The organism is Nocardia iowensis (assembly GCF_019222765.1).
GTDB classification, from domain to species: domain Bacteria; phylum Actinomycetota; class Actinomycetes; order Mycobacteriales; family Mycobacteriaceae; genus Nocardia; species Nocardia iowensis.
In genome coordinates, this window is sequence record NZ_CP078145.1 from 5,988,144 (window position 1) to 6,014,856 (window position 26,713).

Genomic DNA, 26,713 nt, shown 5'->3' on the forward strand with positions numbered 1-26,713 from the left:
GTCATATTTCGTCGTCTCCCGTCATCGTGCTGGTCTGATCCGCCTGCAGGCCGCGCGTCCAAGCCGGGTACACCGACTTGTCGTCACCTCGGAAACCGGTATCTATCTCGGTTCCGGTGGGCAGCTTCCAGCGAACTACCAGCACACCATCTGCTGTCATTACTTTTCCCGCGTGTCCACGCTCGGTGCGCACCGCGGTGATGGATTCCTGCGGTATCCAGATCACCGTCGCGCCGTCGCGCTCGAGCAGAATTCCCCGTTCGAACCGCGTGAGTTCCGCCGTGGCCCGGAAACCCAAGTCGCCCACCGTGATACGGTCCTGCCAGCTGGGCGCCATGGTGCTGCCGAGATACAGTCCGGTGGTCGGCTCCAGCACCTGGGCGCCGAGATCGGCGGGCACGGCCGGTAGTTCACCGATGCTTGCCGTCTGGCGCTTCGCCCGGTTCTGCCAGCCCCGATACATCAGCCAGATGCACAGGGCGAACAGTGCGAGCAGGCCGACAACCCACAGCGTTCTTTCCACTTACGGACCTCCCACCGCTTTACCCTCACGGGCAGTTACCCGACCCCTGAGCAACGTCGTTGTCACTCGGGCCGGGAACGTCATGTCCTCGAACGGTGTGTTGTTCGAGATGCTGGCGAGCTCCTTGGCGCGCACCGTCCAGCTGGCTTCGGGGTCGACCAGCGTCAAGTTCGCGGGTTCGCCGACCTCGAGCGGCCTGCCGTGCTCGTCGAGCCCGACGATCGCGGCGGGCTGCTCGCTCATCACCCTGGCGACACCGCGCCAGTCCAGCAGGCCGGGCTGCACCATGGTCTGCACGATGATCGACAGCGCGGTCTCCAGTCCGAGCATGCCGGGGCGGGCGGCGGCGAACTCGCAGCACTTGTCCTGTTCGGCGTGCGGGGCGTGGTCGGTGGCGACGCAGTCGATGATGCCGTCGGCCAACGCCTGGCGCAGCGCGGCCGCATCGGACGCCTCCCGCAGCGGCGGGTTGACCTTGTTGACCGCGTCGTAGGTCTCCAGGCGCGAGTCGTCCAGCAGCAGGTGGTGCGGGGTCACCTCGGCGGTGATCGAAATGCCTTGCGCCTTAGCCCATTTCACCAGCTCGACGGTGCCAGCCGTGGAGGCGTGACAGATGTGCACGCGGGCACCGGCATCGCGGGCCAGTAGCGCGTCCCGCGCCACGATCGACTCCTCGGCGGCGCGCGGCCACCCGGCCAAGCCGAGCCGGGCCGCGGTGGGACCTTCGTGCGCGATGGCGCCGACGGTCAGTCGCGGCTCCTCCGCGTGCTGGGCGATCAGCACGCCGAGGGTGTTCGCGTACTCCAGGGCGCGGCGCATGAGCAGCGGGTCGTAGACGCAGTGGCCGTCATCGGAGAACATCCGCACCGCGCCGACTCCGGCGGCCATCGTGCCCATTTCGGCGAGCTGCTTGCCTTCGAGGCCGACGGTGACCGCGCCCACCGGGTACACGTCGACCAGGCCGACCTCCTGGCCGCGGCGCCACACGTGATCGGTGACGACCACCGAGTCCGCGACCGGATTGGTGTTGGCCATCGCGAACACCGCCGTGTAACCGCCCAATGCGGCTGCGGCGGAACCGGATTCGATGGTCTCGGTGTCCTCGCGGCCCGGCTCGCGCAGGTGCGTGTGCAGGTCGACGAAGCCGGGCAGCAGGATTTGGCCGCTGGCGTCGATCACCTCGGCGTCGTCGGCGTCGAGATCGGTACCGATCTCGCGGATCACGCCGTCGGCGATCAGCACGTCGACCGGCTCACCCTCGCCGTAAAGCCGAGTGCCCTTGATCAGGATCTCGGTCATGCCACCGCCTCCTGGGTACCGACCAGCAGCCGGAACAGGACGGCCATGCGCATGTGGACTCCGTTCGTCACCTGTTGCAAGATCGCGGCCCTCGGCGAATCGGCCACCGGCGAGGCGATTTCCATGCCGCGCAGCATCGGGCCGGGATGCAGGACCGCCGCGTGCTCGTCCAGCAGAGCGAGCCTGCGCTCGGACAGCCCGTAATTGATCGAGTATTCGCGGGCCGACGGGAAGAAGCCGCCGTTCATTCGCTCGGCCTGCACCCGCAGCATGAGAACCGCGTCGGCGCCGGGCAATTCGGCGTCCAGCGAGTGCGCGATCCGGGCGGGCCAGGCGTCGACGCCGACCGGCAGCAGGGTGCGCGGGGCGACCAGCACCACCTCGGCGCCGAGCGTGGCCAGCAGGAACACATTCGAGCGGGCAACCCGGCTGTGCAGGATGTCGCCGACGATGACGACCCGCTTGCCCTCGATGTCGCCGAGCCGCTGGCGCAGCGTCAGCGCGTCGAGCAACGCCTGGGTGGGATGCTCGTGCGTGCCGTCGCCCGCGTTGATGATGGCCGGGCCGGAGTTGCGTCCCGAGGAGACGGCCCAGGCGTCCATCCAGCGCGCGATCTGGTGTGCCGCACCGGAAGCCGGATGCCGGACGATCAGCGCGTCGGCGCCCGCGGCGTGCAGGGTGAGCGCGGTGTCGCGCAGTGATTCACCCTTGGAAACCGAGGAACTGCTGGCGCTGACATTGATCACGTCGGCACTCATCCACTTGCCCGCCACCTCGAACGACACCCGGGTGCGGGTGGAGTTCTCGTAGAACACCGTCATCACCGTGCGGCCGCGCAGGGTGGGGAGTTTGTGCACTTCGCGGCCGAGGAGGGCCTGTTCGAAACGTTCGGCCTCGTCCAACAGTGCCGTCGCGGTTACCCGACTCAGGTCACTCACCGTCAGCAAGTGCCTCACGCTTGAGCCTCCTGACGCAGGTAAACGCCGTCGCGGCCGTCGTGTTCGGTGAGCAGGACCGAGATGTCCTCGGCGCGGGACGTAGGGACGTTCTTGCCGACATAGTCGGCCCGGATCGGGAGTTCGCGGTGGCCGCGGTCGATGAGCACCGCGAGCTGCACGGCGCGGGGGCGGCCGAGGTCGCGCAGTCCGTCCAGTGCGGAGCGGACGGTGCGGCCGGAGAAGAGCACGTCGTCGACCAGGACGACCAGCGCGTCCTCGATGCCGCCTTCCGGGACCGAGGTGCGTTCCAGCGGCCGGTGCGGCCGGGTGCGCAGGTCGTCGCGGTAGAGGGTGATGTCGAGCGAACCGAGGGCCGGGCGAACGCCGGAGAATTCCTCGATCTTGTCGGTGAGCCGCGCGGCCAGCGAGGTGCCTCGGGTGGGGATGCCGATCAGCACGACGCGCGGGGCGTCCTGCGCGCCCGCGTCCAGGGCGGTCTTCTCGATGATCTGATGCGCGATGCGCGCGATGGTCCGGCTGACATCGGATGCCGACAACAGCTCCCGCCCCGCCTCCACCCCTTCCGGGGTGTGTCGCTGCGATGTTTCGGCAGCGCCGGACTTGGCGGCCCGTTCTTCGGGCACGGCCATGCCGACCTCCTTCCCCGCCTCACCGGACGGTCCGTTAAAGGATGTCTTACGGCAAGCAGCGTAACAGCGCCCGCAACCCGGCTTTCACCAGGTGCATCACGGTGTGAGCAGTGCCACGGAAGACAGGTGGGCCCGGCCACGACAGGGCGGTCGATGGGCGACCGCTGCTTTCACGCCCGAATAGCTCTAGCACATACGTTCGAGTGGGGGTAGATTCGGCGGCATGTCGACACCGCTGCAGGGATCACTGCTCGACGGGTTCGGGGATACCGAATTCGGTTCGCTGCGACATGTGCGGCGGACGGTACTGGACCATGGGGCCTGGGTCGACGTGTTGCCCGGCTGGTTGTCCGGCGCCGATGCGCTGTTCGAACGACTGGTGGACGACGTGCCGTGGAAGGCGGAGCGGCGGCCGATGTACGACCGAGTGGTCGATGTGCCGCGGCTGTTGAAGTTCTACGAGGAGCACGAGCCGCTGCCCGATCCGGCATTGGCCGATGCGCGCCAGGCCTTGTCCGAGCACTATCGGCAGGAACTCGGGGAACCGTTCCGGACGGCCGGGCTGTGCTACTACCGCGACGGACAGGACAGCGTCGCCTGGCACGGCGATACCTTCGGGCGCGGCGCGACGCACGACACCATGGTCGCGATCGTGTCGATCGGCGCACCGCGGGCGCTGCTGCTGCGGCCGCGCGGCGGCGGCGAGAGCATTCGATACCAGGTGGGGCACGGCGATCTGCTGGTGATGGGTGGCTCGTGCCAGCGCACCTGGGAGCACGCGGTGCCGAAGACCCGGAAACCGACCGGGCCGCGGATCAGCATCCAGTTCCGCACCCGCGGCGTCCGCTGAGCGGGTGACAGCGGTTGTGCGCGAGGCGATATCGGTTCGGCTTGACATGAAGTTATGTTGAGGTTGAAGACTGAACGGCATGAGCACAGAGACATTTCAGCCGCCCGTGGTCGGCGATTCGACCGTCGACCACACCGCCGATATCGCGGCCATCGAGCAGATCATCAGCAATGTCGAGACCGCGTACAACACCAACGACGCCGAATTGATGACCGCCGACTTCACCGCCAACGCCTCGGTCGTCAATGCGGTGGGCGCGCTGATGGTGGGGCGAGACGCATTGCTGGCAGCGAATCGTGCTGGGCTGGCCGGGTTCTTGAAGGACCAGTACGTCCGCTACCAGGTCACCGACATCACCTTCCTCCGCCCCGATGTGGCGATCGCACACAAGGTGGCGCGAGCCACCACAGCCGACGGTGCGCTGATCGACACCGATCCCGCGATGATCGCGCTCTATGTCCTCGTCAAAGAAGACGGGCGCTGGTGGACGGCGGCCAGGCAGAACACGCTGATCCCTGAGGCCGAGTGATCGGCACCGAATGACCTGGCTCGCCCGACGACCCGGCCCGACGACCCGGGCCCGACGACGCAGCGCCGCAACAACACCGAGGGGTGCGGCGCTGCGTCGACGCCGGGCGCGGCGCGCCGTTAGATTGTCAGCATGAGCAATCCTGGGGCGGGGGTCTTGGCCGTGATGCCGCTGCACACGATCAGCGAGGTCTACGGCGAAGCGGGCCTGCGCGAACGATTATTGCTGGAGATCGCGGACCTGCCCGACACCGATCGACTCACCTCGGCGCTCGAGCTGGCCGCCGAACTACACCGCGACGATCGTTACGGACGCGAGCCCTATCTCAATCATCTACTGCGGGTAGCGATTCGGATCATCAGCCACTATCGGGTGCGGGACAGCGATCTGGTCGCCGCCGGCCTGTTGCACGACGCCGTCGAGGACCACCCCGCCGAGCTGGCGGGCGACCGGCCGGGACCGCCCACCGACGCCGCCCTCGCCGAACTCGCCGACCGATTCGGCGAACGCGTGGCGGAGCTCGTCGCCGCCGTCACCAATCCCGAACCGGACCCGTCGATCGACCGGCACCTGCAGTACCGCGAGCACGTCGCCGCGAATCTCGACCATGCCCCGTGGGCCAGAATCGTCAAGCTCTCCGACTTCACCGACAACGGCGTCGGCATCCTGTACGCGACCGGCTCCGCCATGCACAAGCTCGCCGTCAAATACCGCCCACTCACCGCCATCTACCGCGACCTCGTCACCCGCGCCGACACGCCGCTGGCCGACGACGTCAAGCAGCACATCCTCGGCCAACTCGACAGCGCGGACGAACGTTTCGAGGCCATACTCGCTCCGGAGTGATCTACACGGCGCGGCGTCGTCCTTTCGTATGACATCTCGCCCGGCGGTGCTGGACGGCCGAATGCGGATGGCATCGTGAAGCACATGCGACTCGGAAGAACCGACGGTCTCCTGCTCACTGCGGGGGTCCTCGCGTTCGTCGCCGCGATGGTCACCCTGATCTGGACGGGACACACCGCGCTGCGCTTCTCCGCCGATGACGAAAGCACCCTGCCGCTGTGGGTGATCGGTCTGACGGTGTTCGGCGGGCTCGCGGTCGCCTGGCTGGTGCCGCCGAAACCACGCGACGATGTGTTGCCGACCGCCGATACCCGGGCGACCACGCGTCAGGCGTGGTGGCTCGTCGCGCTCGGACTCGCCTTCGCGATCACCTACTACCTGTCCCCCGGCGGCGATCTGTGGTTCATCGGGCTGAAATTACTTCTCCTGCTTGCCATTCCATTGCTGTTCCGATTGGTGGCCTGGCCCGAATGGTATCGGGTGGACACCAACGGTCGATGGCTTCGTCCCCTACCCGCGGTGTTGACCTTCCTCGCCCTGTTCACGCTGTTCGGGCATGACTACACCGGTTCGCGGCCCGACCCGGTCGCGGTGCTGAGCGTCTTCGTCCTGAACGCGGTGCTGGAGGAGATCTTCTATCGAGTCTGGCTACAGACCCGGCTGGAGGCGATATACGGCCGCTGGCCCGCGATCGTGCTTGCCTCGCTGCTGTGGGCGTGCTGGCACGTTGCGATCCACGGCGGCAACGGTTTCGGCATCGATCTCGCCACCACGATCGTGCACATCGGCGGCTACGGCCTCTTCCTCGGCTACCTGTGGTCCCGATACCGAAATCCCTGGCTACTCATTCTGGTGCACGGCATCATCAACGCACCGCTCCCCATGCTCGCCGCACTGTGGTGAGCGCACCGAACGTGTCGATCGAGGCGTCCGCAGTACCGATTCGACCAGTTCACGGACCGCGCCAAGCAGCCGGTCGGTCGCACCGGAGCGAACCATGGTCGGCACCAGCTCATCGCCTAGCGCGCCGAGCAGCAGCCTGCCGACCACTTCGGCGTCGAGATCGGGTCGAGCCTCGCGTAGCAGTGCGGTGATGTGGTTGTCCCAGAACGCATGGAACTCCCCCGTGCGCGGGTGCGGCGGCACCGTGCGGTAGGCGACCATAAGCTCGGAGTTCTCGATCACCAAGCGCGCCATCGCATCGAAGTAGGCGAGCAGGCGGTCACCGGCCGGCGCACCGGGCCCCAGCGGCGGCGGCCCACTGATGATCGCATCCATCAGGGTGAGTGCGCTTTCGGCGACCATCTCGTGCAGCAGCCCGGCGCGATTGCCGAAGCGGTGAAAAATGGTGCCCTTCCCCACCCCGGCCGCGGCGGCGACCCGGTCCATGGTGATCGCCTCGGCGCCGTGTTCGGCGAGCAGCGCGGTGGTCGCGTCGAGAATCGCACGCCGGTTCCGGGCAGCGTCGGCCCGTTCCTTCGGACGCCCGTCGGTCATCGCACCCGCTTTCATTGACAACTTGACCGCCGGTCCATATCGTTGCCGAACAACTGGACCGGAAGTCAACTTATGGAGTTCATGATGCAGGCAATCGTAATGACGGCGACCGGCGGGCCGGAGGTCCTGGTCCTCCAGGAAGTCCCGGCGCCGCAGGCGGGCGTGGGTGAGGTGGTGATCCGCACCGAGGCGATTCCGGTCCTGTTCCCGGAGACCAAGTTGCGTTCCGGCGAATTCCCGCTCGGCGTCGAGCCGCCGCTGGTCTTCGGTTTTCAGGCCGCTGGCGTGGTGACCGCGGTGGGCGCGGACGTGGATCCGGCCCTGATCGGTCGGCGAGTAACGGTGGCAACCAAGGGTTTCGGCTCCTACGCCGAATATGTCAGCGCACCAGCGAATTCCGTGACGCTGATTCCCGACAGCCTGTTCTCGGTGGATGCGGCCTCGGTCCTGATGAGCGGTTCGGTGGCACTGACCCTGCTGGAAACCGCTCGGCTCACCGGCAGCGAGACGGTGCTGATCGAGGCCGCCGCAACGGGTATCGGCAGCTTCCTCACCCAAGTCGCCAAGGAGTCCGGCGCGGCTCGCATCATCGCCACGGCGGGCGGACCCGCGAAGGCCGAGCGGGCCCGCGAGCTCGGCGCGGACGAGGTGATCGACCACAACGACCCCGAATGGCCTGCCCGGCTGCGCGAAACCCTAGGTGGCGCAACGCTCGACGTAGTCTTCGACTCGATCGGCGGCAGCACCGCCATAGCCGTCCTCGACGCGATGACACCCCTGCGCGGCCGAATGCTCAGCTACGGTTGGCTCTCCGGCGCCCCCGCCCAACTGACCGCCGCCGACCTGATCACTCGCGGCCTGACCCTCATCGGCTGCGCGGGCCCCGACTGGCTGGCCCGAGTGGCCGATGCGCGCACGGCGGCTCTGCACCGCGCGGCCGCCGGTGGGGTGGACCCGCTGGTCGAAGCCGTGCTTCCACTGGACCAAGCAAGTCGCGCCCACCAGCTCATCGAGGACCGAGTACCGCTTGGCAAGATCATCCTCCGCCCGGACCGCACGCCGTAGGTAGGGTCGTAACGCTGTGCCGCGCACTGATTCTCGGCACGCGTACGTAATCGCTGACTATTTCGTGCGCAGGAGGTGAGACGTGCGCGGCGCGTCAGTGCGGCGGGTTGGGACGCCGGGCGAAGGCGGGGGCATGTTCGGGGCGGATACCGCGGGCGAGCAGGAACGGAGGGACGCTGCGCAGCACCGGGATTCGGCGGAAGATGCGGACCGGCAACGGTCCGCGCGGCGCGTTGGCGATGTTGATGCTGCCCGCGAGGGCGGGGCGGATCGCTCGGGCATGCAAAAACCGTTGGAGGCCCTGGGTTACCGCGGTAGGCAGGGTACGGCGACGTTGGACGCGTGCCAAGTCGCGAGTGCTGAGCGTGCCCGAGATCAGCGGGGTGGCAAGGATTCTCGCCGCGGCGACCGCGTCCTGGACGGCGAGGTTGATGCCTACTCCGGCGACCGGCGACATCGCGTGGGCGGCGTCGCCGATGCAGAGCAGGCCGTTGGTGTACCACTTGGTCAGGCGGTCGAGTTGGACGTCGAGCAGCTTCACCTCGTCCCAGCTGGTAAGGGCGTCCACCCGGTCTTTCAGCCAAGGCACCGAGTCGGACATGCTGCGCATGATCTCCTCGACCGGCCCGCGCCGCGCCGTCTCGTCCGCGCCTTTGGCGATGAGGGTGGCGCATTGCCAGTAGTCGCCGCGGTCGAGGAGCACCGCGGCTCGGTGCGCGGTGACAATGGGGATGGCGCCCGCCGGGTCGGTCTCGTTGCGCGGCAAGCGGAACCACCACACATCCATCGGCGTCGGCCAACTCCGGGACGGCAGTCCCGCGGCGGCGCGAAGGACCGAGGCACGACCATCGCAGGCCACGGTGAGGTCGGCGTGGATCTCACCGGTGGCGCCGTCGGCGGTCCGGTAGCTGACGCCGGTGACCTTGCCGTCCGACCAAATCAGGTCGGTCGCTTGGGTATTCATCCGCAGGTGGAAGCCCGGCTCCTGGTCGGCGGCGCGGGCGAGCAGATCCAGCAGATCCCACTGCGGCACCATGGCGATGTATTTGTGCTTGCCCGGCAGGTTTCGCAGCGTGGCAAGGGTTTGCAGTCCGCTGCCGGTCGGCAGCGCGATCTGATCCAGCTTGCGCGCGGGGAGTTTCGCGAATTCGGCACCGAGACCCAGCTCGTCGAGCAGGTCGAGGGTGGTGGGATGCACGGTGTCGCCGCGGAAGTCGCGCAGGAAGTCGTTGTGCTTCTCCAGCACGGTCACGTCGATCCCGGCCCGCGCCAACAGCAGTCCGAGAATCATTCCGGCCGGGCCACCCCCGACTACCAGGCATGTCGTGCGTTCCATCGACTGTCCTCCCACGGTCATCGCCTCGCCGAAAGATCGCCTGCTGGCAATGCTACTGCGCGATGGGCGGTGCCGGGCCGGGATCAGTTGTCGCGGACCGCATCCGCGACGAAGTCGCCGCCTACTGACGCAGGATGAAGAAGTACGGCTCGGTCAACCCGCGCATGTCCATCACGCCGAGCAGCGTGTGCTCGTCGACCCGCCGGAAGTGATCGATGATCGCCAAGTTGTCGTAGATCATGGCGGCACTCAGCACGCCGCGATACTCCACATTGCGCAAACGCGCGGTTGGCCGGTGCGTTTGGAACGCGAACCGCAGGTAGCCGAGCACCTTCTTGCCCGCCTTGACGCCCGCGAGCGGTACCCGCCCGGCGAGGCCGAGCGGCACCCGGCGCGGATCGACCGGGAAGACGACGCCGTCGGCGGCGAACAACAGCGGATGCACGGTGTCCGCGTCGTCGAACTGCTTGCCATACCACCCCGACGCGACGAGCACACCGGCGAACGGATGCCCCGTGTCGAGCTCGTCACCCTGCCAGCGCCCGGTGGTGATCTCGTCGAGCAGGACCGCGGGCAGGCTGTCGAACAACGCCAACGCCTGCTCGGGCGTGCAGCGCTGGGCCCGAAGTGCCGCCAGCTCAGCCGCGCCCGTTCCCTTGTTCTCGGCCATGGTCGGTCTCCTCACTAAGGGCAACGTTGCACCTACGACCCTATCCGTACGTTCCGAGGTGGCCATCGGCACCGGCCGCCGTCGCCGCGGCCGGGAAAATCGGACCGGTTCGTCTGTTCAACATCCGTTGTGCCAGTGCACGAATCGCCAGGCACGCGCACTGCGGCACCGTTACGCTGAGACCGTCCGGCCGGGGCCGTGGGGTTGAAAGTGAGCGCAGATGGGGCGTTTCTCAGCGCGGATGCGAACCAATCTGGAGTGGGTCAAATCCAACGCCGAAAGCGTGGTCGCCGTGGGACTCGCGGTAACCATGAGCGTATTGGGTCTCGTCGACGTGATCCCCACCGAACTGGTCAGCAAAGTCATCCCGCTCACGCTCGGCGTGGTGGCCTACGCGATGCTCCGAGACCGGTGGCGACAGGAGTCGGTGAACGCGGAAATCCAGCAGACGATCGCCGACGTGGCAGCCACGCTGCAGACGCTGGACGAGCGGGTAGCGGGCATCGCGCCGGTGGGCGGCGTCCTGGAAAGAACCCAGCGGATGCTCGACGACATGGCCGTGGTGCGGTTCGCGGTCGGCGCCGAGGTGTCCGAGGCACTGGCGAAGGCACGGATCGGCACCGACCGATGGGCCTTCAAAGGCGGCACCGGCGCGCATACCCGAGTGGTGACGCTGCCGGACTGCCTGAAACAAGCCCATCGCGACGGCCGGGACTTCCAGGCGCGCATCGAGATTCTCGATCCCACCGACCTCGACGTCTGCCATCGGTACGCGGCGCTGTATCGAACACTGGCCGAAGGCGAGCACGACGACGCACTCACCTGGACCGCAAAGGGCACTCAGATCGAGTTGTACGCCACGATCCTGGCGGCCTGCTGGTACAAGCAGCGGCTGCGCCAATTTCTCGATATCGAGGTCGCGCTGACCTCCAGCGTCTCCATGTTCCGCTGGGATCTGTCGGCCCACTATCTGATCGTCACCCAACGCGGACCGCGCTTCCCGGCGATGATCGTGCAGCGCGGCCAACCCTATTACGACTCGTGGCGTACCGAGTTGCAGACCAGCTTCAACGAATGCCGGCGAGTGCCGATCGAACGGGCGCCCCGGGTTCCCCTCGACCAGGAACCGTCCCCTGACGAGGTTCGCATCCTGTTCGAGGTCCTCGGTCTGGACATGCCGGACGATTACGACAACGCCGACGTCCAGATAATCATCGAAAAGGCGCTGCGCGACAGCAATCCGTTCCTCCGGGGCGCCGGGGACAACCTCGCCCGCGGCGCCGCCTAGCCGAGGACGGCCCTCAGAAGGGCGCGTCCAGCGGGAGCTGCCCGACCTCCGGCAGGTAGGGGTCCAGCTCGCCCGACTCGAATCGGGACATGCCGATCACGTGCCAGAACTGGCCCGCGATATTGCCTTCGAACTTGTACCGCCCGTCGGGTGCGAGCGCGGCCCATCCTTCCGGCAGTCCGAGTAGTTCCGCGCGGATGGTCGGCGCGGTATCCAAATCTGGGTAGTCGCCCCCCGGCACGGTCCACAGAATCGTGTTGCCGTCGTCGCCACCACTGGCCAGCAGCCGTCCGGACGGATGGAAAGCCAGCGACCATACGCGGCGCTTGTGCCCCTCCATGGTGTGCAGATGGCGCCCGGTTGCCATGTCCCACAGGCGAACCACCAGGTCGTCGCCTGCCGTGGCCAGGATCCCGCTGTGCGGGTCGGCGGCCGCCGCCCAGAGTCGCCCGGTATGCCGGGTCAATTCGTGCAGGCTCGCACCGGAGCCGATATCCCAGATGCGCGCCGTCATGTCCCAGGAGACGCTGGCGAGGCGGTCGCCGTGGAAGACCACCGCGTACACCCGATCGCGGTGACCACGCAGCTCGCGGAGGAACTGGCCGGATTCGACATCCCACAGCCGCACCACCGAGTCGTCGCAGCCGGTGGCCATCATGGTGCCGTCGGCGTTGAACGCGATGGACCGCACGCGTCCGCGATGCTCCGCGCACACCGTGTGCAGTGCACCGGTGGTGCGCATCCAGATGGTCACCGTGTCGTCGTCGTTCGCGGTGGCCACGTACTGGTCGGTGGGATCGAAGGCGATCGCCCAGACCGGCGCGGCCTCGACATTGATGTGCCGCTGGAATAGTCCGGTTTCGAGATTGAGCAGGCTGAGCCGACCGTCGTTGCCGACCACCCCGAGTTGTTGCGGCTGCATGCCGCTGAACAGCGCCGACTCGAAGGTGACCAGCCGGTCTTCACTGCCGACCAGCCGGCGGACCAGTCTGCTCGTCACCGGATCCCACAGCCGGACCACACCGTCGTTGCCGCCTGCCGCGAGCAACGTTCCGTCCGCGTTGAAGCTGACCGACCTGACCTGCCTGCCGTGTCCGGTGAGGACGTGCCGCGCCGTCCCGGTGAGCGGGTCCCAGAGCCGCGTGGTGAATTGGTCGTCGGTGACCGCGAGCTGCGCGCCGTCCGGGCGGAAGGCGAACGGCCAGATCGAACCGGTATGCGCGGTGATCCGGTGCCGCAGTTCGCCGGTCACGCTGTCGCGCAGGCAGAGCAGCCCGGCACTGTCACCGGAGGCCAGCAGATCACCGGCCGGATCGAAGGTAAGCCAGTAGATGGCGGCATTGTGGTCGGTCGGCACATGCTCGGCCGCGCCGGACTCGACGTTCCAGATGCGCAGTCCCCCTTCGGTATCCCCGGTCGCCAGCAGCGGCAGCCGGGGATGGAAGGCCAGCGTGTACACCCGTCCGGTGTGGCCGGGCAACTCGCGAATCAACCGGCAGCGCACCGGATCCCACAGCGCCACCGTGCCGCGGACGCCGCCGACCGCGAGCAGTCGGCCCGACGGATCGAACGCGATCCGGAACACCGAGCCGGGCGCGCCGGTGAATTCCCCACGCTCGCGGCCGGTTTCGACGTCCCACAGCCGAACCACACCGTCCCGATAGGCGGCGGCGACCACGCCGTCGTGAAAAGCCAAGCTGTAGATCAACTCCCGGCCCGTGCCTGCCGCCCTGCACTCGTGCCGCAGCTCGCCGGAGGGCAGCGACCAGAGCCGCAGCATCCCCTCGGCGTCGCCCGTGGCCAGTAGATCACCCGCCCGGTTCAGCATGACCGGCCACGGCCATTCGCTGTGCCCGTGCAGGATTCGGCGCAGCTCGCCGGTCGCCGCGTCCCAGATGCCGACGGTGCCATCGCTGGAGCCGCTGATCAGCACAGTGTCGGTGTAGGCGACCGCGAACGAGCGGTTGCGATGGCCCTGCAAAGTGCGCAGCGGCAGTCCGGTTTCGGTGTCGCAGATCAGCACACCGCCGTCGTCGCTGCCGATGGCCAGGGTTCCGCCGTCGGGGCTGTACGCGATGGGTTGCGGCAGCCTGCCGTGCCTGGCGTGAAAGCCGTGCCGGACACCGATTGCGGCCGGGGCGAATTCGGTTCCGGCGAGCGCGCCGGGTACCACGGCGGCACCGCGCAGATCGGTGCCTGTCGGGGTTCCGGTGACGTCGAGCAGGGCCGCGCGGGTCCAGCGGCTACCCGGCGCGCGAGCACCGGTCAGATCGGCACGGGCCAGCCGCGCCCTGGTGAAATCGGTGTCGGTCAAGTCCGCGCCGACCAGGCTCGCCTCGTCCAGCCGCGCACCGACCAACCGGGCGCCGCGCAGTATCGCCCGATCCAGGTTCACCCCGACCAGGCGGGCGCCGGTCAGGTCCGCGCCGGTCAGGTCGACCAGCTGCATGTCGCGATAGGAGAGGTCCTCGCCGGCCAGCATCGCGCCGCGCAGGTCGGCGGTCGGCGCGGTGCGCAAGCGGGTGGTCAGCCGGATCGCGTTGGTCCGCGAGACCTCGTCGGCGACCGGGTCGTCCAGCACGCCGTCGGCCCAGGCGCGCGCGGCCCGGATATCGGCGAGGTCGCACAGGAAGTCGATGGACAGCTGGGACAGCGGCGCGTGCGCGAGCTGGGGCGGGGCGGGCACGCCCGCAGCGAACTGCTCGGCGATGTGGTTGGCGACAAACCATTCGGTCACCGAGGAGTGGATGAAGCCGAACAGATTGTCCTCGGTGCGCACCAGCAGGCTGCCGGAGCCGATGGCGTGCGCATGCTGCTGTACCGACATCCGGCTGGAGCCGGTCATCTCCACCAGGTTCTTCGCGACATCGGTCAATTCGGCCAGCCGCAGGTACGGCTCACCGGTCTCCCAGCTGCGCAACGCGAATGCGGTTACCGCGAGCCACAATTCGTGCGGCCGCAGCCCGGGCTGCGAGCCCGCCGTAGTCGCGGTGCGGTCGGCTTCGTAGGAAAGCCAGGATTCCAGGATCTCCCGATACAATCCGGCCGCGCCGACGGCCTGCTGCGCCCCCGCCGCGGCCCGCAGTCGCCGCTCGTCCAGGTCGGCGATGAAGCTGAGCATGCGCGGGTTCTGCGCCAGACCGAGCAGATCCTGGATGCCGGTGATCAGCCGCATCCTGGCGTCGGCGCGGCGGGTATCGCCGCTGTAGCGGTTGGTCAGGAAGGCGTGCACCTGCGCGGGCGCGAAATCCTCGATGCCGAGGATGTACCTGTCCTGCAGCAAACCGACCCGCTCCCCCAGGGCGGTCAGCACCTGGGCGCGTGACGCGAAATGCTGGGTGCGGCTTGCCACGATGATTTTCGCCTTGCCGACGGCGGCTTGCAGCAAGGTTTCCAAATGGTCGGCGGCGAACTCGTAGCTGATTCGGGTGACCAGTTCGTCGAAGCCGTCGAACAGCAGCACCACGCGGCCCTCGCGGAGCATGTAGCGCAACGCTTTCAGGTCGATCCGGTCCTCGCCGTGATTGGCCAGGTGCGCGGCGACCAAGCCGTCCACCGAGTGCGTCTTGTCCAAAGTGCGCAGCTCGATGAGGATCGGGATCAGCGCGGGCATCGTCTCGGTGATGCGGCGGGCCAGTTCGTGCAGCGCGAAGGTCTTGCCGCGCCCGAAATCGCCGAGCACCAGGACGAATCGGCCGTGGTCCGCGGCGACCAGACGCAGCAGGTCGGCGACGAGATCGTCGTGCACCGGCTGATCGCCGTGTTCGAGCACCCGGAAGCGTTGCGGCACATAGAGGTCGGGCGGATAGCGGCGGTCGGTGCGCAGCCGGTCCAGCTGCTTGGCGAGGTAGTCGTCCAGATCCAGCAGGCCCTGGAATTCGGTGAAGCTGCGCACCCGCAGGCCGTGGCTGGCGGCTTCGTCGCGCAGCGAACGCGGCGGCGGCGCACCGCGATAGACGAGCTCGGAGCCGTATTCCGGGTCGTGGCCGAGGAATTCCTCGATCGCCCGCCTGGTCATGTCGCCGACGTGCACGCCGATGCGCCACTGCGCGATGACATCGTCACGCTGCAGGGTGACCAGCAGATGCGGCGGCTCGGTCTCGACGCGGCGGATCTTCACCCCCGGATACCGGGTTTCGCACACCTCGGCCACCCGCTCCAGCAGGCGGCCGTGCGGGTCGACGATGGCGGGGGCTTCGACAGCCGGTTCGACGATGTCATCGGGGCCGACCAGCTCGGGCTGTCCGGCCGGGGCCAGTGCCGCAACGGCATTCGGCCATGGCCACTCCAGGCTCGCGGTCGGTTCCGCGGCATTGCTCGCGGTGGCGGAATATCGGGCGAGCCCGTCTGCGGTCAGGTGGATGATTTCGTCCCGCCCCGGCGCGGCCGCGGGAATGACAGGGAGCTTGCCGTCCAGCCGATCCAGGTGCGGCCCACCGGGTCCAGGGCCGTGCAGCAGCAGGTTCAGCCTGCCGCCGAGCAGTCGCGACAGCGTGTCGGCGTCGCGCAGCAAAGCAGGGTCACGCGGCGAGGCGGCGGGCCCGGGCAGTGGGTCGTGCCGGACCACGCCGAGCCGCAACCAGCCGTTCTCCTCGAACGGCCGCAGCCGCTCGGCGAACCAGGCGGCCTGCGGTTCGCCGATCCGGCCGTAATCGTCCTCGGGCAGATGGGTGGTGGCCATGGTCGAGTTCAAACCCGCGACCACCACCCGTAGTTCGGGAATCGAGAACAGCGTCCACGGCTGCCCGACATCGAACACGAGTTGGTCGAGGCCCTGGTACAGCTCGGCGAACAGCCGCGCGTACTGCTCGAGCTTCGGGAAGTACGGCGGCTGTGGCCTACGGTCGCGCGCTTCACAATTCAGGAAATAGGCGTGACACGAGACCTTGGAGACATCGTGGTTGCCCGGCACGACGATCAACCGGTCCGGTTCCAGGCCGAGCAGTACCCGCAACCCGGTCAGGAAGCTGAGCGCCTCGTCGACCTCGCGCGGGCGAGCGGATTCGGTGAGATCGCCGGTCACCACGATCATGTCGGGTTTCAGTACCCCCTGACCGGCCAGCTGGGTGACGTTCGCCCAGATGCGCGCCTGCAGTTCCCGCGCGGTACTCGGCTCGTCGGGGGCGAGCAGACCGCGGCCGAAGCGCGGACCGGCCACGTGCAGCACGCTGACCCCTGAGCGGTGCTCGTCCCGCCGCGCGACGCCGGGAAACGCCGGGGCCGCAACGGGAGTGCGTCTGCTCAGCGGTGACTCGACGGGGCCGGCCTCGGCCTCATAGGCGTAGCGGTCCGGTGCCGCGGCGAGCCCGTTCGGGAATCGTGGTGCGCTGTCCGGTTTCGCCCGGCCCGCCAGCAGGTGCCGCACCCGCTCCAGCAAGATGCGCCGAGCCTCCTCGTCGGTCGCCACGTGCAGCAGATCGACGTAGGTGATGGTGGCGAGCAGTCCCTCGAGGGCGCAGTCGGCGACCCGGATCGGCAGCAGTTTGCCCGGGTCGGTGCGCAGCGCGGCCTGCCATTCCATTGTCCCGTAATGGGATTGAAGATAGTTCTCGGACAGCACCGCGAGCACAACGGTGGCGTCGCGCACGCCACGGTCCATGAAGTCGATGAAGTTGGTGCCAGGCACGAAATCCCAGGCCTGAATCAGGGTGCGATAACCGGAACTCTCCAGTTGCCAGGCGATCCAGGTCGCCCATCGCTCGTCCGCCGGGGAATAGCTGATGAAAAAGTCCCGCGGCCGCCCACCCTGCTCTGTCACGCACCCAGTATGGCGTAGGCCAATAGCATGGCAGTCGTGCCCGAACAGGTCGACTTCTCCGAGCGGAACACGCCGTCCAGTGTCACGGCGGGGTCCGCACGCCCCCGCTGGGGTTTGAGCGTGCTGGATTGGGTCCGCGTCGCGCTCTTGCTCGCGGGACTGCTGTGCGTGCTCACCGGGCTGTTGCCCCGCGAGGAAGCGGCCGACAATATGCGCAGAATCGGTCCGCTGCTGCTGTTTCTCGGCAGCGTGATCGTGCTGGCCGAGCTCACCCGCCAGGCCAAGGTGTTCGATGTGATCGCGCACCGGCTTGCCATCCTGGGTCGGGGTTACTACCCGGCACTGTTTCTGCTGTGCGTGCTGTTCGCCTCGTCCACCACGATCCTGCTGAACCTGGATACGACGGCCGTGCTGATCACTCCGGTGATGCTCGCGCTGGCCGCCCCGGCCCGCATCCCGCCGCTCCCGCTGGCCATGACCACCATCTGGCTCGCGAACACCGCGAGCCTACTGCTGCCGGTCTCCAATCTCACCAATCTGCTTGCCGCCGACCGGGTCGCACTGACGGCGACCGAGTTCGCCGCGAAAATGTGGGCACCCCAGCTTGTTTCGCTGGCCGCCACGATGCTGTGCCTCTGGCTGTGGTACTGGCGGCGCGGCCGCCGCGACACCGACCGCTATCTTCCGCCCGACCCGATCCGCCCCGAGAACGCGAAAGAACGGGCCCTGCTGTACACCACGGCCGGTGCCTGCCTGCTGTTCATCCTCGCGATCCCCTTCGTCGGCGACAGCATCGGCATCGCCGCGACCATCGCCGCCGCCATCGCGGTACTCGCCTTCGCCCTCTTCGACCGCGCCTCGCTGCGTCTCTCGCTGATCCCTTGGCGGCTACTGGTTTTCGTGGTCGGCCTGTTTCTGGTGGTCCCCACGCTCGGCCGCCTCGGCCTCTCCGAGGTGATGCACACGCTGATCGGTTCGGATTCCGGCGCGGTCGGCGCCTTCCGCGCGGCGGGCGCGGGAGCGACCCTGTCGAACATCGCCAACAACCTCCCCGCCTACACCGCGGGCGAGGCGGTCGTGCCCCCCGAGAACCACAATCAACTGCTGGCCCTGCTCATCGGCACCAATATCGGCCCCATCGTCACGCCGTGGGCATCCTTGGCCACCCTGCTCTGCCTGGAGTTCTGCCGCACTCACAACGTTCGCGTTCCGATGCTCCGCTTCGTCCTCACCGGACTCGCACTCGCCGCCATCGGCACCACCGGCGCCGTCGCCGCCCTGCTCATCATCGGATGACCGCAGGCGGTCAGTCGGGCAGGCCGGTGACGGTGACTTCCGCCGCGGACTTCACCAACAGGGTGAGGTCGGACATCATTTCGGCGCTGCCCGCGATGAAATCTACTTCGCCGGTGGGTAATTCGAGGCGCTCGTCGAGGACGGTGCCGTCGAAGTCGGTGATGTGCATGCCCGCTTCGCGGGCGAGTAGGGCGCCCGCGGGGAGGTCGACGAGACCCGCTCGGTAGCCGACGAAGCCGTCGATGTCGCCGTTGCTCAACATCACCCAGCACAGCAGCGGGGACCAGAGTTGAATCAGGCGGCGGGAGGCCGACTCCAGGGTGAGGCGCAGCGCGCGGGCGGTCGGGTCGGCACGGGTCACCGGGTAACCCTGCAGCCACGCCAGGACCGGGGCGGTGGCCGCGGGCCGGTGCGCCGGATGCCACAGCGGGCCGTTCGGGCCCAGGGCGCCGCGGCCGCGGACGGCGGTCCAGGTGCGGTCGGCTATCGGCTCGTGCACGACACCGAGGACCGGCGTTCCGTGGTGGCACAACGCGATACCGACGGTGCACACCGGCAGGCCGATGGCGATGTTGTTGGTGCCGTCCAGCGGGTCGACGACCCAGCACCAGGAGTCGTCGGTGCTGTCGAGGACGCCGGATTCCTCGGCGAGGATGCGGTGGTCCGGAAAAGCCCGCCGGATGTGGCGCAGGATGATCTGTTCGGCCCGCAGGTCCAACTCGGTGACCACATCGCCGCTCGCGTCCTTGGTGCTGACGGTCAGCGCGCCGAGTAGGCCGGAGCGGATCGCCTGGCCCGCTTCGACGGCCGCGGTGACGGCCACCTCGGCGGCGACGTCGACGAGAGTATCCGGGAGTACCTGGCTCATTACGTCGCCCGCTCGCATCGGTTCTCCAGTTGCTTCGGCAGGACCTGATCCTGCAGATGGGCCAGCACGGTCTGCGCCGCGCGCCGGGATTCAGTGGGGGTACACAGGGTCCGGTGTACCCAGTGGTCGGTGGTGGCGAGCGTACCGAGCGACAGGTCCGGGCGCCCGCGATTGTCCTCACCGAGCACGACCGTCGCGGCCTCGCCGTGCACGTCGGACACGTGGAACGCGCCGTTCGGCAGGGTGTACACCTCGCCCGCGTGGAAATGTTCCCGGGAGCGGGTGCGGTAGGTGACCAGCTGTGGCGTCGCGCGGACCAGGTCACCATCGGCGGCACTCTGGATCTCGAACAGTCGATGGGTGGGATGCGCGGGCGCGCTGTCGATTTCGATGATCTCGTTGCCGACGGTGCCGTACAGCACGGTGCTGAGCAGATCCCAACTGTGCGCGTGCATCAGTGAGGTGGTCGGGGTGGCGTGCACGCCCTCGGTCCAGACGTGCACGCAGATGCCGAAGCCGTCACCGCGCCAGGCGGGAAAACACAGGAAGCCCAACGGATGTCGGACCGCGGTCAGATCGGTGCTTGCGTCGATGACGCCCGCGAGGACATCGCGGGCCCAGCGGCGCACCGCGGCTCCGGTGGCGTCGGAGCCGATCAGCATGCGCAGGCGGGCGTATTCGTTCACTTAATAAGGGTTCCTCGGCTGGAGGGCGCGGCGCACGATATCGGCGACATCGCGGTCGGTGAAAGCGGCCGGAAGTTCCAGATCGAGCCCCTGGAACAGGCCGCGGACCTGGTCGACGGTCGGCTCGTCGGACAGCGGCAGTTCCTCGCTGCGACTCAGCGGGACCTGCCGGGTCTGTTTGAAGCTGGCAACCAGTTCGCGGTTGAAATCGCGGTAGTACGGTTTCTCCCGCTCGAACATCAGCGCCGGGGTGTTCGGATTGTCCTGCGTGACAATGACACAGCTGGACGACAGATCCCAGCGGAAAGTCGTCATCACCGTCGACAAACCCACGTCGATGGTGAGGAAGGTGAACCGCTGCCGGAACCAGCAGGCGGCCAGCACGGTGGCGAAGGCTTCCTTGCGGGTGCGGTCGGTGGTCCACAGTTCGCCGGTGCGGTCGGCCTCCGGCGACAGCGAGGAGCGGAACTGCGCGTAGGTCTTGCACAGCGCTTCGTTGGTCGGGTCCAGGATCTCCAATTGCATGCGCAGCGGCCGTTGTTCGCGCCGCGCGTTCTCCACGCATTCGCGCAGCGTCACCGCCCGGATGTAGGTTCCGGTGCCGCCCTTGAAGATCCACTGTTCGGTGCCGCGCCTGGCGAGGGTGTGCGCGTGACCGATCTCCGGCCCGTACAACAGCTGCACCGATGACGCGTCGCGCATGGCCTTGGCCGAAAGATGCCGGTCCCGCAGCAATGTGGTGGCCAGCAGCGCGAGCACCAGCAGCACCGCCGCGTTCACGTTGTCCACGCTGATGACGTCGAGGACCGCGAGCATGCCGACGACAATGGCGAGCACCAACGCGACGACACCGTCGACGTTGTTACGCAACCAAGTCAGCAAACGCGCCATGCTCCGCCCTCCCCTTCGTTCCTCCCAGGATAGAGGTAGCCCCTGGTCCGCAGCGAACGAAACCAGAAGTCATGCAAGCCAACGGTTTGGAGCGCTTGCGAGTGCGGATGCACGAGGCCGCTGGGAGCGCTTGCGAGTGCGAATGCACGAGGCCGCGCTGCTCGCGGCCGTGTTCCACCCCACATCCGCCCCCCTTGACCTCGAGTGCGGTTGAGGAACCAGGATGAGAACCGGTCGCCGAGCATCCCTCGACGACAGCACGCCCGGATGCCACGGCATCCCGCTCCCGCCGGTCCCCGTACACCCCCGGCGGGAGCGACAGGGCCCGCTTGCGCTTATTGCGGGGTGGTGGGTTCCCACTCGTAGATGGTGAGTTCCGAGGAGCCGGTGGTGTGTACCGGGTCGGCGAAGGCGAGTTCTCGTGCGGCGTCGAGGTTTTCGGCGGTGAGGAAGTACGCGCCGCCGGTGCCGTCGGTGAATCGGGCGCTCTCGACCAGTTGGCCGCGTTCGCTCAACTGCTTCAGGAACTGCTTGTGCGGCTCGATCACGGCAGGGTCGAAGCGCGGTGTACGCATCGCCATGACGAGGTACTTCTTCACGCCTCGGGCTCCGGGCGGGGTCCCCGGGTGGCGGCCGCCGCGGCGCGCACCTGCGGCGCGACGAGCACGACCTGACCGAGCACACCGTTCACGAACGACGGCGAGTCATCGGTGGACAGTTCCTTGGCCAGCTCCACCGCCTCGTCCACCGCGACGACCGGCGGAACATCGTTGGCGTGGAACAACTCCCACACCGCGATCCGCAGGATGGCGCGGTCGACGGCGGGCAGCCGGGACAGTTCCCAGTCCTTGAGGTAGGACTCGATGGTGCCGTCCACCCGATCGAGATCGTCGGCGACGCCCTCGACCAATGTGTGCGTGTAGGCGTGCACCGGCGCGACCGCTTGGTCGCGGGTGGCCAGCTCGACCCGCTCGTCGAGCAGGTCGGCCGGATCCACGTCGCGTGCCTCCGCCTCGAAGAGCAGATCGACGGCCCGGCGGCGGGCTTTGTGCCGCGTACCGAGCTTCTTGAACGACTTTTTGTCTAACGGCTGTTCAGCCACAGTCACCATTATCCCAGTCCCTGTATCCATCGGCGGTAGGAGCGGGCCCTACGTGGTTACGCTTCGCTACCGCCTCCGGGCCTGACGCTGCTCTGTCCATTGCGGCAGGAGCGGAACTTGCGTGGTTACGCTCCGCTACCGCCTCCGGGCCTGACGCTCCTGCCACGCCCGGGCGGCGATCAGGCGTTGACTCGGCCGAGGTAGCTGCCATCACGCGAGTCGATGCGCAGCTTGTCGCCGGTGTTGATGAACAGCGGGACCTGCACCTCGGCGCCGGTCTCCAGGGTGGCGGGCTTGGTGCCGCCGGTGGAGCGGTCGCCCTGCAGGCCGATGTCGGTGTGCTGCACCTGGAGCTCGACCGTCACCGGAAGCTCGACGTAGAGCGGCGCACCCTCGTGCGTGGCGACCTGCACGGACATGTTCTCCAGCAGGAACCGGGAGCCAGGGCCGATGGTCTGCTCGGAGATGGAGATCTGGTCGAACGTGTCGCCGTCCATGAAGACGTAGTCCGAGCCGTCGTGGTACAGGTAGGTCATGTCGCGGCGGTCGACGGTGGCCGTCTCCACCTTCACGCCCGCGTTGAAGGTCTTGTCGACGACCTTGCCGGACAGCACGTTCTTCAGCTTGGTTCGCACGAAGGCGGGACCCTTACCCGGCTTGACGTGCTGGAATTCGACGATCTGCTGGAGCTGACCGTCGATTTTCAGCACAAGGCCGTTCTTGAAGTCGCTGGTGTCCGCCACTGTCCTCGGATCTCCTAGTTCGTAAACAACATGATGGTCGACCGACGTCATTCGACGACGGTCAGGTCTTTGCTGGTGTTGGTGAGCAGCTCCGGGCCCCCTTCGCGCACCACGAGCGTGTCCTCGATCCGGACCCCGCCGCGGCCGGGAAAGTACACACCAGGTTCGACGGTCACCGCCACGCCAGCAAGAAGTGTACCGGTTCCGTTTTTCGCGATTCCCGGCGCTTCGTGGATCTGCAGTCCCACACCGTGCCCGAGGCCGTGCACGAACAGCTTGCCGTGCCCCGCCGCCTCGATCACCGAGCGCGACGCCGCGTCGACGTCGGCGACCTTGACGCCTGGTCGCAGCGCTTCCCGTCCGGCCCGCTGCGCGGCTTCGACCAGCGAGTACACCTCGCGCTGCCAGTCGCTGGGGGTGCCGAGAACGAAGGTGCGGGTCATGTCGGAGTGGTAGCCGCCGATCATCGCGCCGAAGTCGAGCTTGACGAAGTCACCGGCGGCGAGTACGGCCTCGGTCGGCCGATGATGCGGGACAGCCGAATTCACGCCGGTCGCCACGATGGTCTCGAACGAGATCGCCTCGGCGCCGTGCTCGAACATGGCCCATTCGAGGTCCCTGGCGACCTGCCGTTCGGTGCGGCCCGGTCGCAGCCCGCCGCGTTCGAGCAGGGCGGCCAGTCCGGCGTCGCCCGCCACGCAGGCGGCCCGGAGCTGGTCCACCTCGTAGGCGTCCTTGACCATGCGCAGCTGCTCGATCAGGCCGGGTGTCGCGACGAATTCCAGCCCGGTGCGCTGTTCGACGAAGCCGCGGTGCTGTTCGACGGTGACGACGTGACTCTCGTAGCCGATCCGGCCGAGCTGCCATTCGCCTGCCAGTTCGACGATGCGGCGGGCGGTGGCTCTGGCGATCTCGGCGCGTAGGTCCGGAACCTGCTCGGCGACCTGGGTGCGGTATCGGCCGTCGGTGCCGATCACCGTGCGCTCCTCGGCGTTGCGCATGTCCCAGGAATGCACCAGCAACGCCGCGTTGGATCCGGTGAAGCCGGTGAGATATCTGAGGTTCACCAGGTCGGTGACCAGCAGGGCGTCTACCCCGTTTTCCACCAGCAGACTCCGCAGCGCGCCACGCCGCGCGGCGTAGTCGGGCGCATGGCCCACGTGATCAGCACACATGTGTCAAAGCTACCGCCGACACGCCGGATAGCCACATGCAACACGTGCACGGACTGCCGCCACCGCGCCGACCGCGCGGTGAAGATCATCCCGGAGATCGCGGAATGCCGTTGGCAGCCCGCGAGTTCCGTACCGGACGGCATGCGGAGTGGAGGTTGTTCACACCTCGAAAAGCTATCCACATTCGGTCGACGAGGGGTTGTTCCGCGCCGCGATCGGACGAAGCTGGATGGCATGCCGATCCTCGCGTTCGCCGCCCTCCTCGCGTGGTGTGTTGTGTTGAGCGTCATCGATTTTCGACAGCGGCGACTACCGAATCCGCTGACCGGATGGGGTGCGCTTGGCATCTTCGGATACGCCCTGTCCACAACACAATTCACAGCCGCGCTACTCGGTGCGGCCCTGCTGGTGGTGCCGTATCTGGCGGTGCATCTGGTGCTGCCGACGGCCTTCGGTGCCGGAGATGTGAAGCTGGCTGTCGGCTTGGGCGCGGCCGCCGCGCTCGGCGGTGGGCAGGCGTGGGTCTGGGCGGCGCTGACCGCACCACTGCTGACCGCGACCGCCGGGATCGTCCTGCTCGGGCTGCACCGAAGCCGAGCTCCGGTCGACGGCGCCGACGCGCCCCGCCGACTCGCGCTGCCCCACGGTCCCGCCATGTGCCTGGCGACCGTGTGTGCCCTGGCCACAGCGAACGCCGGATGATCGGGACGGCGGCGGGTGCACGTGCCCGCCATCACTGCGGGCCGCATGCCGGAGCAGCCGCGCCGACATGGGAAGATGGTGGGCGTGTTGCGCTGGATAACTGCCGGAGAATCCCACGGTCCCGCTCTCGTCACCATCCTCGAGGGGATGGTGGCCGGTGTCGAGGTCACGTCCGACGAGATCTCCGCGCAGTTGGCGCGCCGCAGGCTCGGTTACGGCCGCGGCGCCAGGATGAAGTTCGAGGCCGACAAGGTGACCGTCGTCGGCGGTGTCCGGCACGGCCGGACTATGGGCGGCCCGGTTGCCATCGAAATCGCCAACTCCGAGTGGCCGAAGTGGACGACGGTCATGTCCGCCGACCCGGTCGACCCGGCCGAGCTCGCCGAACTGGCCCGCAACGCCCCGCTCACCCGACCGCGCCCCGGCCACGCCGACTACTCGGGCATGCTCAAGTACGGCTTCGACGACGCCCGCAACGTGCTGGAGCGCGCCAGCGCCAGGGAGACCGCGGCGCGCGTCGCGGCGGGCACCGTGGCACGGAACTTCCTGCGCCAGGCGTTCGGCGTCGAAGTGATCTCGCACGTCGTGTCGATCGGCACCGCGCGGAACACCACCGGCGTGGTGCCGACCGCCGCCGATCTCGCCGCCATTGACGAGAGCCCGGTGCGCGCGTTCGACAAGGACGCGGCGGCCGCGATGATCGCCGAGATCGAGGCGGCCAAGAAGGACGGCGACACTCTCGGTGGCGTGGTCGAGGTCGTCGTCGAGGGTCTCCCGGTCGGACTCGGCTCGTTCGTCAGCGGCGAGAATCGGCTCGACTCGCGGCTCGCGGCCGCGCTCATGGGCATTCAGGCCATCAAGGGCGTCGAGGTCGGCGACGGTTTCGAGACCGCACGCAGGCGCGGCAGCCAGGCGCACGACGAGATGCGGCCCGGCCCCGACGGCGTGCTGCGTTCCACCAACCGCGCGGGCGGACTCGAGGGCGGCATGACCAACGGCGAAGCGCTGCGGGTGCGCGCCGCGATGAAGCCGATCTCGACCGTGCCCCGCGCGCTGTCGACCGTGGACATGACCACCGGCGAGGAAGCCGTCGCCATCCACCAGCGTTCCGACGTGTGCGCCGTGCCCGCCGCGGGTGTGGTGGCCGAGTCCATGGTCGCGCTGGTCGTCGCGCAGGCCGCGTTGGAGAAGTTCGGTGGTGACTCGCTGGGCGAGACCCTGGAGAACATCACCAGCTACGTCAAACGGATCAGCAGCCGCCCGCATGTCGGCCCCGCTGAGACGAGCACGGCCCCCGGCGAGTCGAGCACGGCCCCCGCTGAGACAAGCACGCCATGATCGTGCAGACCGATCCGCGCGCGCCGCGCGTGGTGCTGGTCGGACCGCCGGGTGCGGGGAAATCGACGATCGGCCGCAAGCTCGCCAAGGAACTCGGGGTCGAGCTGTACGACACCGACGCGGGCATCGAACGCGAGACCGGGCGCACCATCCCGGAAATCTTCGCCACCGATGGCGAGCCCGAGTTCCGCCGGATCGAGGAGCAGGTGGTGCGGCGCGCCATCCTCGCCGAGCGCGGCGTCGTCTCGCTCGGCGGTGGCGCCGTGCTTTCCAAGGAAACGAGAGCGCTGCTGCGCAACCGCACCGTCGTCTACCTGGAAATCAGTGTGGGCGAAGGACTCCGCCGCACCGGTGCGAGCACCAACCGGCCGCTGCTCAACGGCGCCGACCCGGCCGCCAAGTACCGCGAATTGATGCGCAAGCGCCGCCCGCTCTACCGCGAGGTCGCCACCGTCCGAGTGCGCACCGACGGCCGCAGCCCGGGCCGCGTCGTCAAAATGGTCCTGGCCAAGCTCGGACTCGAACCGGTCGACCCCGGTACCGGAACGGACACCGACAACACCGACCTGCCCGAGACCACGACCCCGCCGAGCACCGCCGCCGAGAGCACCGGAACCCCGCGCGCCGGCAGCCGATCCCGGGCCAGACGCCGGGCACGGGCTC

At 68.1% G+C, this 26,713-nt stretch carries 24 protein-coding genes and 1 pseudogene; 10 read left to right on the forward strand and 15 right to left on the reverse strand.

Annotated features, from left to right (window positions below; translation table 11 throughout):
- Window position 1: 1 nt before the first annotated feature.
- The 4 genes from KV110_RS27520 to pyrR are packed head-to-tail and all read right to left on the reverse strand — an operon-like array spanning window position 2 to window position 3,410.
- Entirely contained in the window at window positions 2-523 is a 522-nt protein-coding gene (locus KV110_RS27520; RefSeq protein WP_218470146.1) for a PH-like domain-containing protein, read from the reverse strand.
- Entirely contained in the window at window positions 524-1,822 is a 1,299-nt protein-coding gene (locus KV110_RS27525) for a dihydroorotase (RefSeq protein ID WP_218470147.1), read from the reverse strand.
- Window positions 1,819-2,778, reverse strand: a complete 960-nt coding sequence (locus KV110_RS27530) for an aspartate carbamoyltransferase catalytic subunit (RefSeq protein WP_218470148.1) — start codon at window positions 2,776-2,778, stop codon at window positions 1,819-1,821. The genes KV110_RS27525 and KV110_RS27530 overlap by 4 nt, the downstream gene beginning before the upstream one ends.
- A complete protein-coding gene (pyrR, locus tag KV110_RS27535) occupies window positions 2,775-3,410 on the reverse strand; it encodes a bifunctional pyr operon transcriptional regulator/uracil phosphoribosyltransferase PyrR (RefSeq protein ID WP_218470149.1) in 636 nt (211 codons plus the stop codon). The genes KV110_RS27530 and pyrR overlap by 4 nt, the downstream gene beginning before the upstream one ends.
- 223 nt (window positions 3,411-3,633) lie before the next feature.
- Here pyrR and KV110_RS27540 point away from each other — a divergent pair, with 223 nt between their 5' ends.
- From KV110_RS27540 to KV110_RS27555, 4 genes are all read left to right on the forward strand, one after another.
- Complete coding sequence (locus tag KV110_RS27540; protein ID WP_218470150.1) at window positions 3,634-4,260, forward strand: alpha-ketoglutarate-dependent dioxygenase AlkB; 627 nt, start codon at window positions 3,634-3,636, stop codon at window positions 4,258-4,260.
- 79 nt (window positions 4,261-4,339) lie between these two features.
- Complete coding sequence (locus tag KV110_RS27545; protein WP_218470151.1) at window positions 4,340-4,789, forward strand: SgcJ/EcaC family oxidoreductase; 450 nt, start codon at window positions 4,340-4,342, stop codon at window positions 4,787-4,789.
- Window positions 4,790-4,921: 132 nt separating this feature from the next.
- On the forward strand, window positions 4,922-5,635 hold the full coding sequence (locus KV110_RS27550) for an HD domain-containing protein (protein ID WP_218470152.1): 714 nt from the start codon (window positions 4,922-4,924) through the stop codon (window positions 5,633-5,635).
- An 84-nt stretch (window positions 5,636-5,719) separates the two neighbouring features.
- A complete protein-coding gene (locus KV110_RS27555) occupies window positions 5,720-6,538 on the forward strand; it encodes a CPBP family intramembrane glutamic endopeptidase (protein ID WP_218470153.1) in 819 nt (272 codons plus the stop codon).
- On the opposite strand, the gene KV110_RS27560 is transcribed toward KV110_RS27555, so the two are convergent.
- On the reverse strand, window positions 6,476-7,132 hold the full coding sequence (locus KV110_RS27560; protein ID WP_218470154.1) for a TetR/AcrR family transcriptional regulator: 657 nt from the start codon (window positions 7,130-7,132) through the stop codon (window positions 6,476-6,478). The genes KV110_RS27555 and KV110_RS27560 overlap by 63 nt on opposite strands.
- Window positions 7,133-7,216: 84 nt before the next feature.
- On the opposite strand from KV110_RS27560, the gene KV110_RS27565 reads away from it, so the two are divergent.
- Window positions 7,217-8,197 carry a quinone oxidoreductase family protein gene (locus KV110_RS27565; protein ID WP_246634014.1) on the forward strand — a complete coding sequence of 327 codons (981 nt, stop codon included), beginning with the start codon at window positions 7,217-7,219 and terminating at the stop codon, window positions 8,195-8,197.
- Window positions 8,198-8,291: 94 nt separating this feature from the next.
- Here KV110_RS27565 and KV110_RS27570 read toward each other — a convergent pair whose 3' ends face one another.
- Window positions 8,292-9,533, reverse strand: coding sequence for an FAD-dependent oxidoreductase (locus KV110_RS27570; RefSeq protein WP_218470156.1), 1,242 nt, complete (start codon window positions 9,531-9,533; stop codon window positions 8,292-8,294).
- Between the two features lie 121 nt (window positions 9,534-9,654).
- On the reverse strand, window positions 9,655-10,203 hold the full coding sequence (locus KV110_RS27575; RefSeq protein ID WP_218470157.1) for a DUF4334 domain-containing protein: 549 nt from the start codon (window positions 10,201-10,203) through the stop codon (window positions 9,655-9,657).
- Between the two features lie 241 nt (window positions 10,204-10,444).
- On the opposite strand from KV110_RS27575, the gene KV110_RS27580 reads away from it, so the two are divergent.
- Window positions 10,445-11,491, forward strand: coding sequence for a hypothetical protein (locus KV110_RS27580; RefSeq protein WP_218470158.1), 1,047 nt, complete (start codon window positions 10,445-10,447; stop codon window positions 11,489-11,491).
- 13 nt (window positions 11,492-11,504) lie between these two features.
- Here the strand turns inward: KV110_RS27580 and KV110_RS27585 are convergent, their stop codons facing one another.
- A complete protein-coding gene (locus KV110_RS27585) occupies window positions 11,505-17,249 on the reverse strand; it encodes a WD40 domain-containing protein (RefSeq protein ID WP_218470159.1) in 5,745 nt (1,914 codons plus the stop codon).
- Between the two features lie 27 nt (window positions 17,250-17,276).
- Between KV110_RS27585 and KV110_RS27590 the strand changes: the two genes are divergently transcribed.
- Window positions 17,277-18,545 carry an ArsB/NhaD family transporter gene (locus tag KV110_RS27590; protein ID WP_218470160.1) on the forward strand — a complete coding sequence of 423 codons (1,269 nt, stop codon included), beginning with the start codon at window positions 17,277-17,279 and terminating at the stop codon, window positions 18,543-18,545.
- A gap of 10 nt (window positions 18,546-18,555) precedes the next feature.
- Here KV110_RS27590 and KV110_RS27595 read toward each other — a convergent pair whose 3' ends face one another.
- The 7 genes from KV110_RS27595 to KV110_RS27625 form a co-directional block, all read right to left on the reverse strand.
- Window positions 18,556-19,413 carry an inositol monophosphatase family protein gene (locus tag KV110_RS27595; RefSeq protein ID WP_218470161.1) on the reverse strand — a complete coding sequence of 286 codons (858 nt, stop codon included), beginning with the start codon at window positions 19,411-19,413 and terminating at the stop codon, window positions 18,556-18,558.
- Entirely contained in the window at window positions 19,413-20,099 is a 687-nt protein-coding gene (locus KV110_RS27600) for a hypothetical protein (protein WP_218470162.1), read from the reverse strand. Before KV110_RS27600 ends, KV110_RS27595 begins: the two co-directional genes overlap by 1 nt.
- Window positions 20,100-20,990: a hypothetical protein gene (locus tag KV110_RS27605; protein WP_218470163.1), complete on the reverse strand. Its 891-nt coding sequence runs from the start codon at window positions 20,988-20,990 to the stop codon at window positions 20,100-20,102.
- A gap of 335 nt (window positions 20,991-21,325) precedes the next feature.
- Entirely contained in the window at window positions 21,326-21,571 is a 246-nt protein-coding gene (locus KV110_RS27610; RefSeq protein ID WP_246634015.1) for a YciI family protein, read from the reverse strand.
- 14 nt (window positions 21,572-21,585) lie between these two features.
- The gene (nusB, locus tag KV110_RS27615) at window positions 21,586-22,092 is read right to left on the reverse strand and encodes a transcription antitermination factor NusB (RefSeq protein ID WP_218470165.1); all 507 of its coding nucleotides are present in this window, start codon (window positions 22,090-22,092) and stop codon (window positions 21,586-21,588) included.
- 179 nt (window positions 22,093-22,271) lie between these two features.
- Window positions 22,272-22,835, reverse strand: a complete 564-nt coding sequence (efp, locus tag KV110_RS27620; RefSeq protein ID WP_218470166.1) for an elongation factor P — start codon at window positions 22,833-22,835, stop codon at window positions 22,272-22,274.
- A gap of 47 nt (window positions 22,836-22,882) precedes the next feature.
- Window positions 22,883-24,010: a M24 family metallopeptidase gene (locus KV110_RS27625; protein WP_218470167.1), complete on the reverse strand. Its 1,128-nt coding sequence runs from the start codon at window positions 24,008-24,010 to the stop codon at window positions 22,883-22,885.
- Window positions 24,011-24,244: 234 nt separating this feature from the next.
- Here KV110_RS27625 and KV110_RS27630 point away from each other — a divergent pair, with 234 nt between their 5' ends.
- From KV110_RS27630 to KV110_RS41640, 3 genes and pseudogenes are all read left to right on the forward strand, one after another.
- A complete protein-coding gene (locus tag KV110_RS27630) occupies window positions 24,245-24,712 on the forward strand; it encodes a prepilin peptidase (protein WP_218470168.1) in 468 nt (155 codons plus the stop codon).
- Window positions 24,713-24,796: 84 nt separating this feature from the next.
- Window positions 24,797-26,050: a chorismate synthase gene (gene aroC, locus KV110_RS27635; protein WP_281427832.1), complete on the forward strand. Its 1,254-nt coding sequence runs from the start codon at window positions 24,797-24,799 to the stop codon at window positions 26,048-26,050.
- Window positions 26,047-26,565: pseudogene (locus KV110_RS41640) on the forward strand (shikimate kinase); the annotation flags it as partial. The gene aroC and the pseudogene KV110_RS41640, both read left to right, overlap by 4 nt.
- Window positions 26,566-26,713 lie beyond the last annotated feature (148 nt).

Bases quoted from the DNA above. Each gene is read 5' to 3' on its own strand.
- KV110_RS27525 (WP_218470147.1), bottom strand. From the start codon at position 1,822: ATGACCGAGATCCTGATCAAGGGCACTCGGCTTTACGGCGAGGGTGAG.
- pyrR (WP_218470149.1), bottom strand. From the start codon at position 3,410: ATGGCCGTGCCCGAAGAACGGGCCGCCAAGTCCGGCGCTGCCGAAACA.
- KV110_RS27540 (WP_218470150.1), top strand. From the start codon at position 3,634: ATGTCGACACCGCTGCAGGGATCACTGCTCGACGGGTTCGGGGATACC.
- KV110_RS27545 (WP_218470151.1), top strand. From the start codon at position 4,340: ATGAGCACAGAGACATTTCAGCCGCCCGTGGTCGGCGATTCGACCGTC.
- KV110_RS27550 (WP_218470152.1), top strand. From the start codon at position 4,922: ATGAGCAATCCTGGGGCGGGGGTCTTGGCCGTGATGCCGCTGCACACG.
- KV110_RS27555 (WP_218470153.1), top strand. From the start codon at position 5,720: ATGCGACTCGGAAGAACCGACGGTCTCCTGCTCACTGCGGGGGTCCTC.
- KV110_RS27560 (WP_218470154.1), bottom strand. From the start codon at position 7,132: ATGACCGACGGGCGTCCGAAGGAACGGGCCGACGCTGCCCGGAACCGG.
- KV110_RS27565 (WP_246634014.1), top strand. From the start codon at position 7,217: ATGCAGGCAATCGTAATGACGGCGACCGGCGGGCCGGAGGTCCTGGTC.
- KV110_RS27570 (WP_218470156.1), bottom strand. From the start codon at position 9,533: ATGGAACGCACGACATGCCTGGTAGTCGGGGGTGGCCCGGCCGGAATG.
- KV110_RS27575 (WP_218470157.1), bottom strand. From the start codon at position 10,203: ATGGCCGAGAACAAGGGAACGGGCGCGGCTGAGCTGGCGGCACTTCGG.
- KV110_RS27580 (WP_218470158.1), top strand. From the start codon at position 10,445: ATGCGAACCAATCTGGAGTGGGTCAAATCCAACGCCGAAAGCGTGGTC.
- KV110_RS27590 (WP_218470160.1), top strand. From the start codon at position 17,277: ATGGCAGTCGTGCCCGAACAGGTCGACTTCTCCGAGCGGAACACGCCG.
- KV110_RS27595 (WP_218470161.1), bottom strand. From the start codon at position 19,413: ATGAGCCAGGTACTCCCGGATACTCTCGTCGACGTCGCCGCCGAGGTG.
- KV110_RS27605 (WP_218470163.1), bottom strand. From the start codon at position 20,990: ATGGCGCGTTTGCTGACTTGGTTGCGTAACAACGTCGACGGTGTCGTC.
- KV110_RS27610 (WP_246634015.1), bottom strand. From the start codon at position 21,571: ATGGCGATGCGTACACCGCGCTTCGACCCTGCCGTGATCGAGCCGCAC.
- KV110_RS27625 (WP_218470167.1), bottom strand. From the start codon at position 24,010: ATGTGTGCTGATCACGTGGGCCATGCGCCCGACTACGCCGCGCGGCGT.
- KV110_RS27630 (WP_218470168.1), top strand. From the start codon at position 24,245: ATGCCGATCCTCGCGTTCGCCGCCCTCCTCGCGTGGTGTGTTGTGTTG.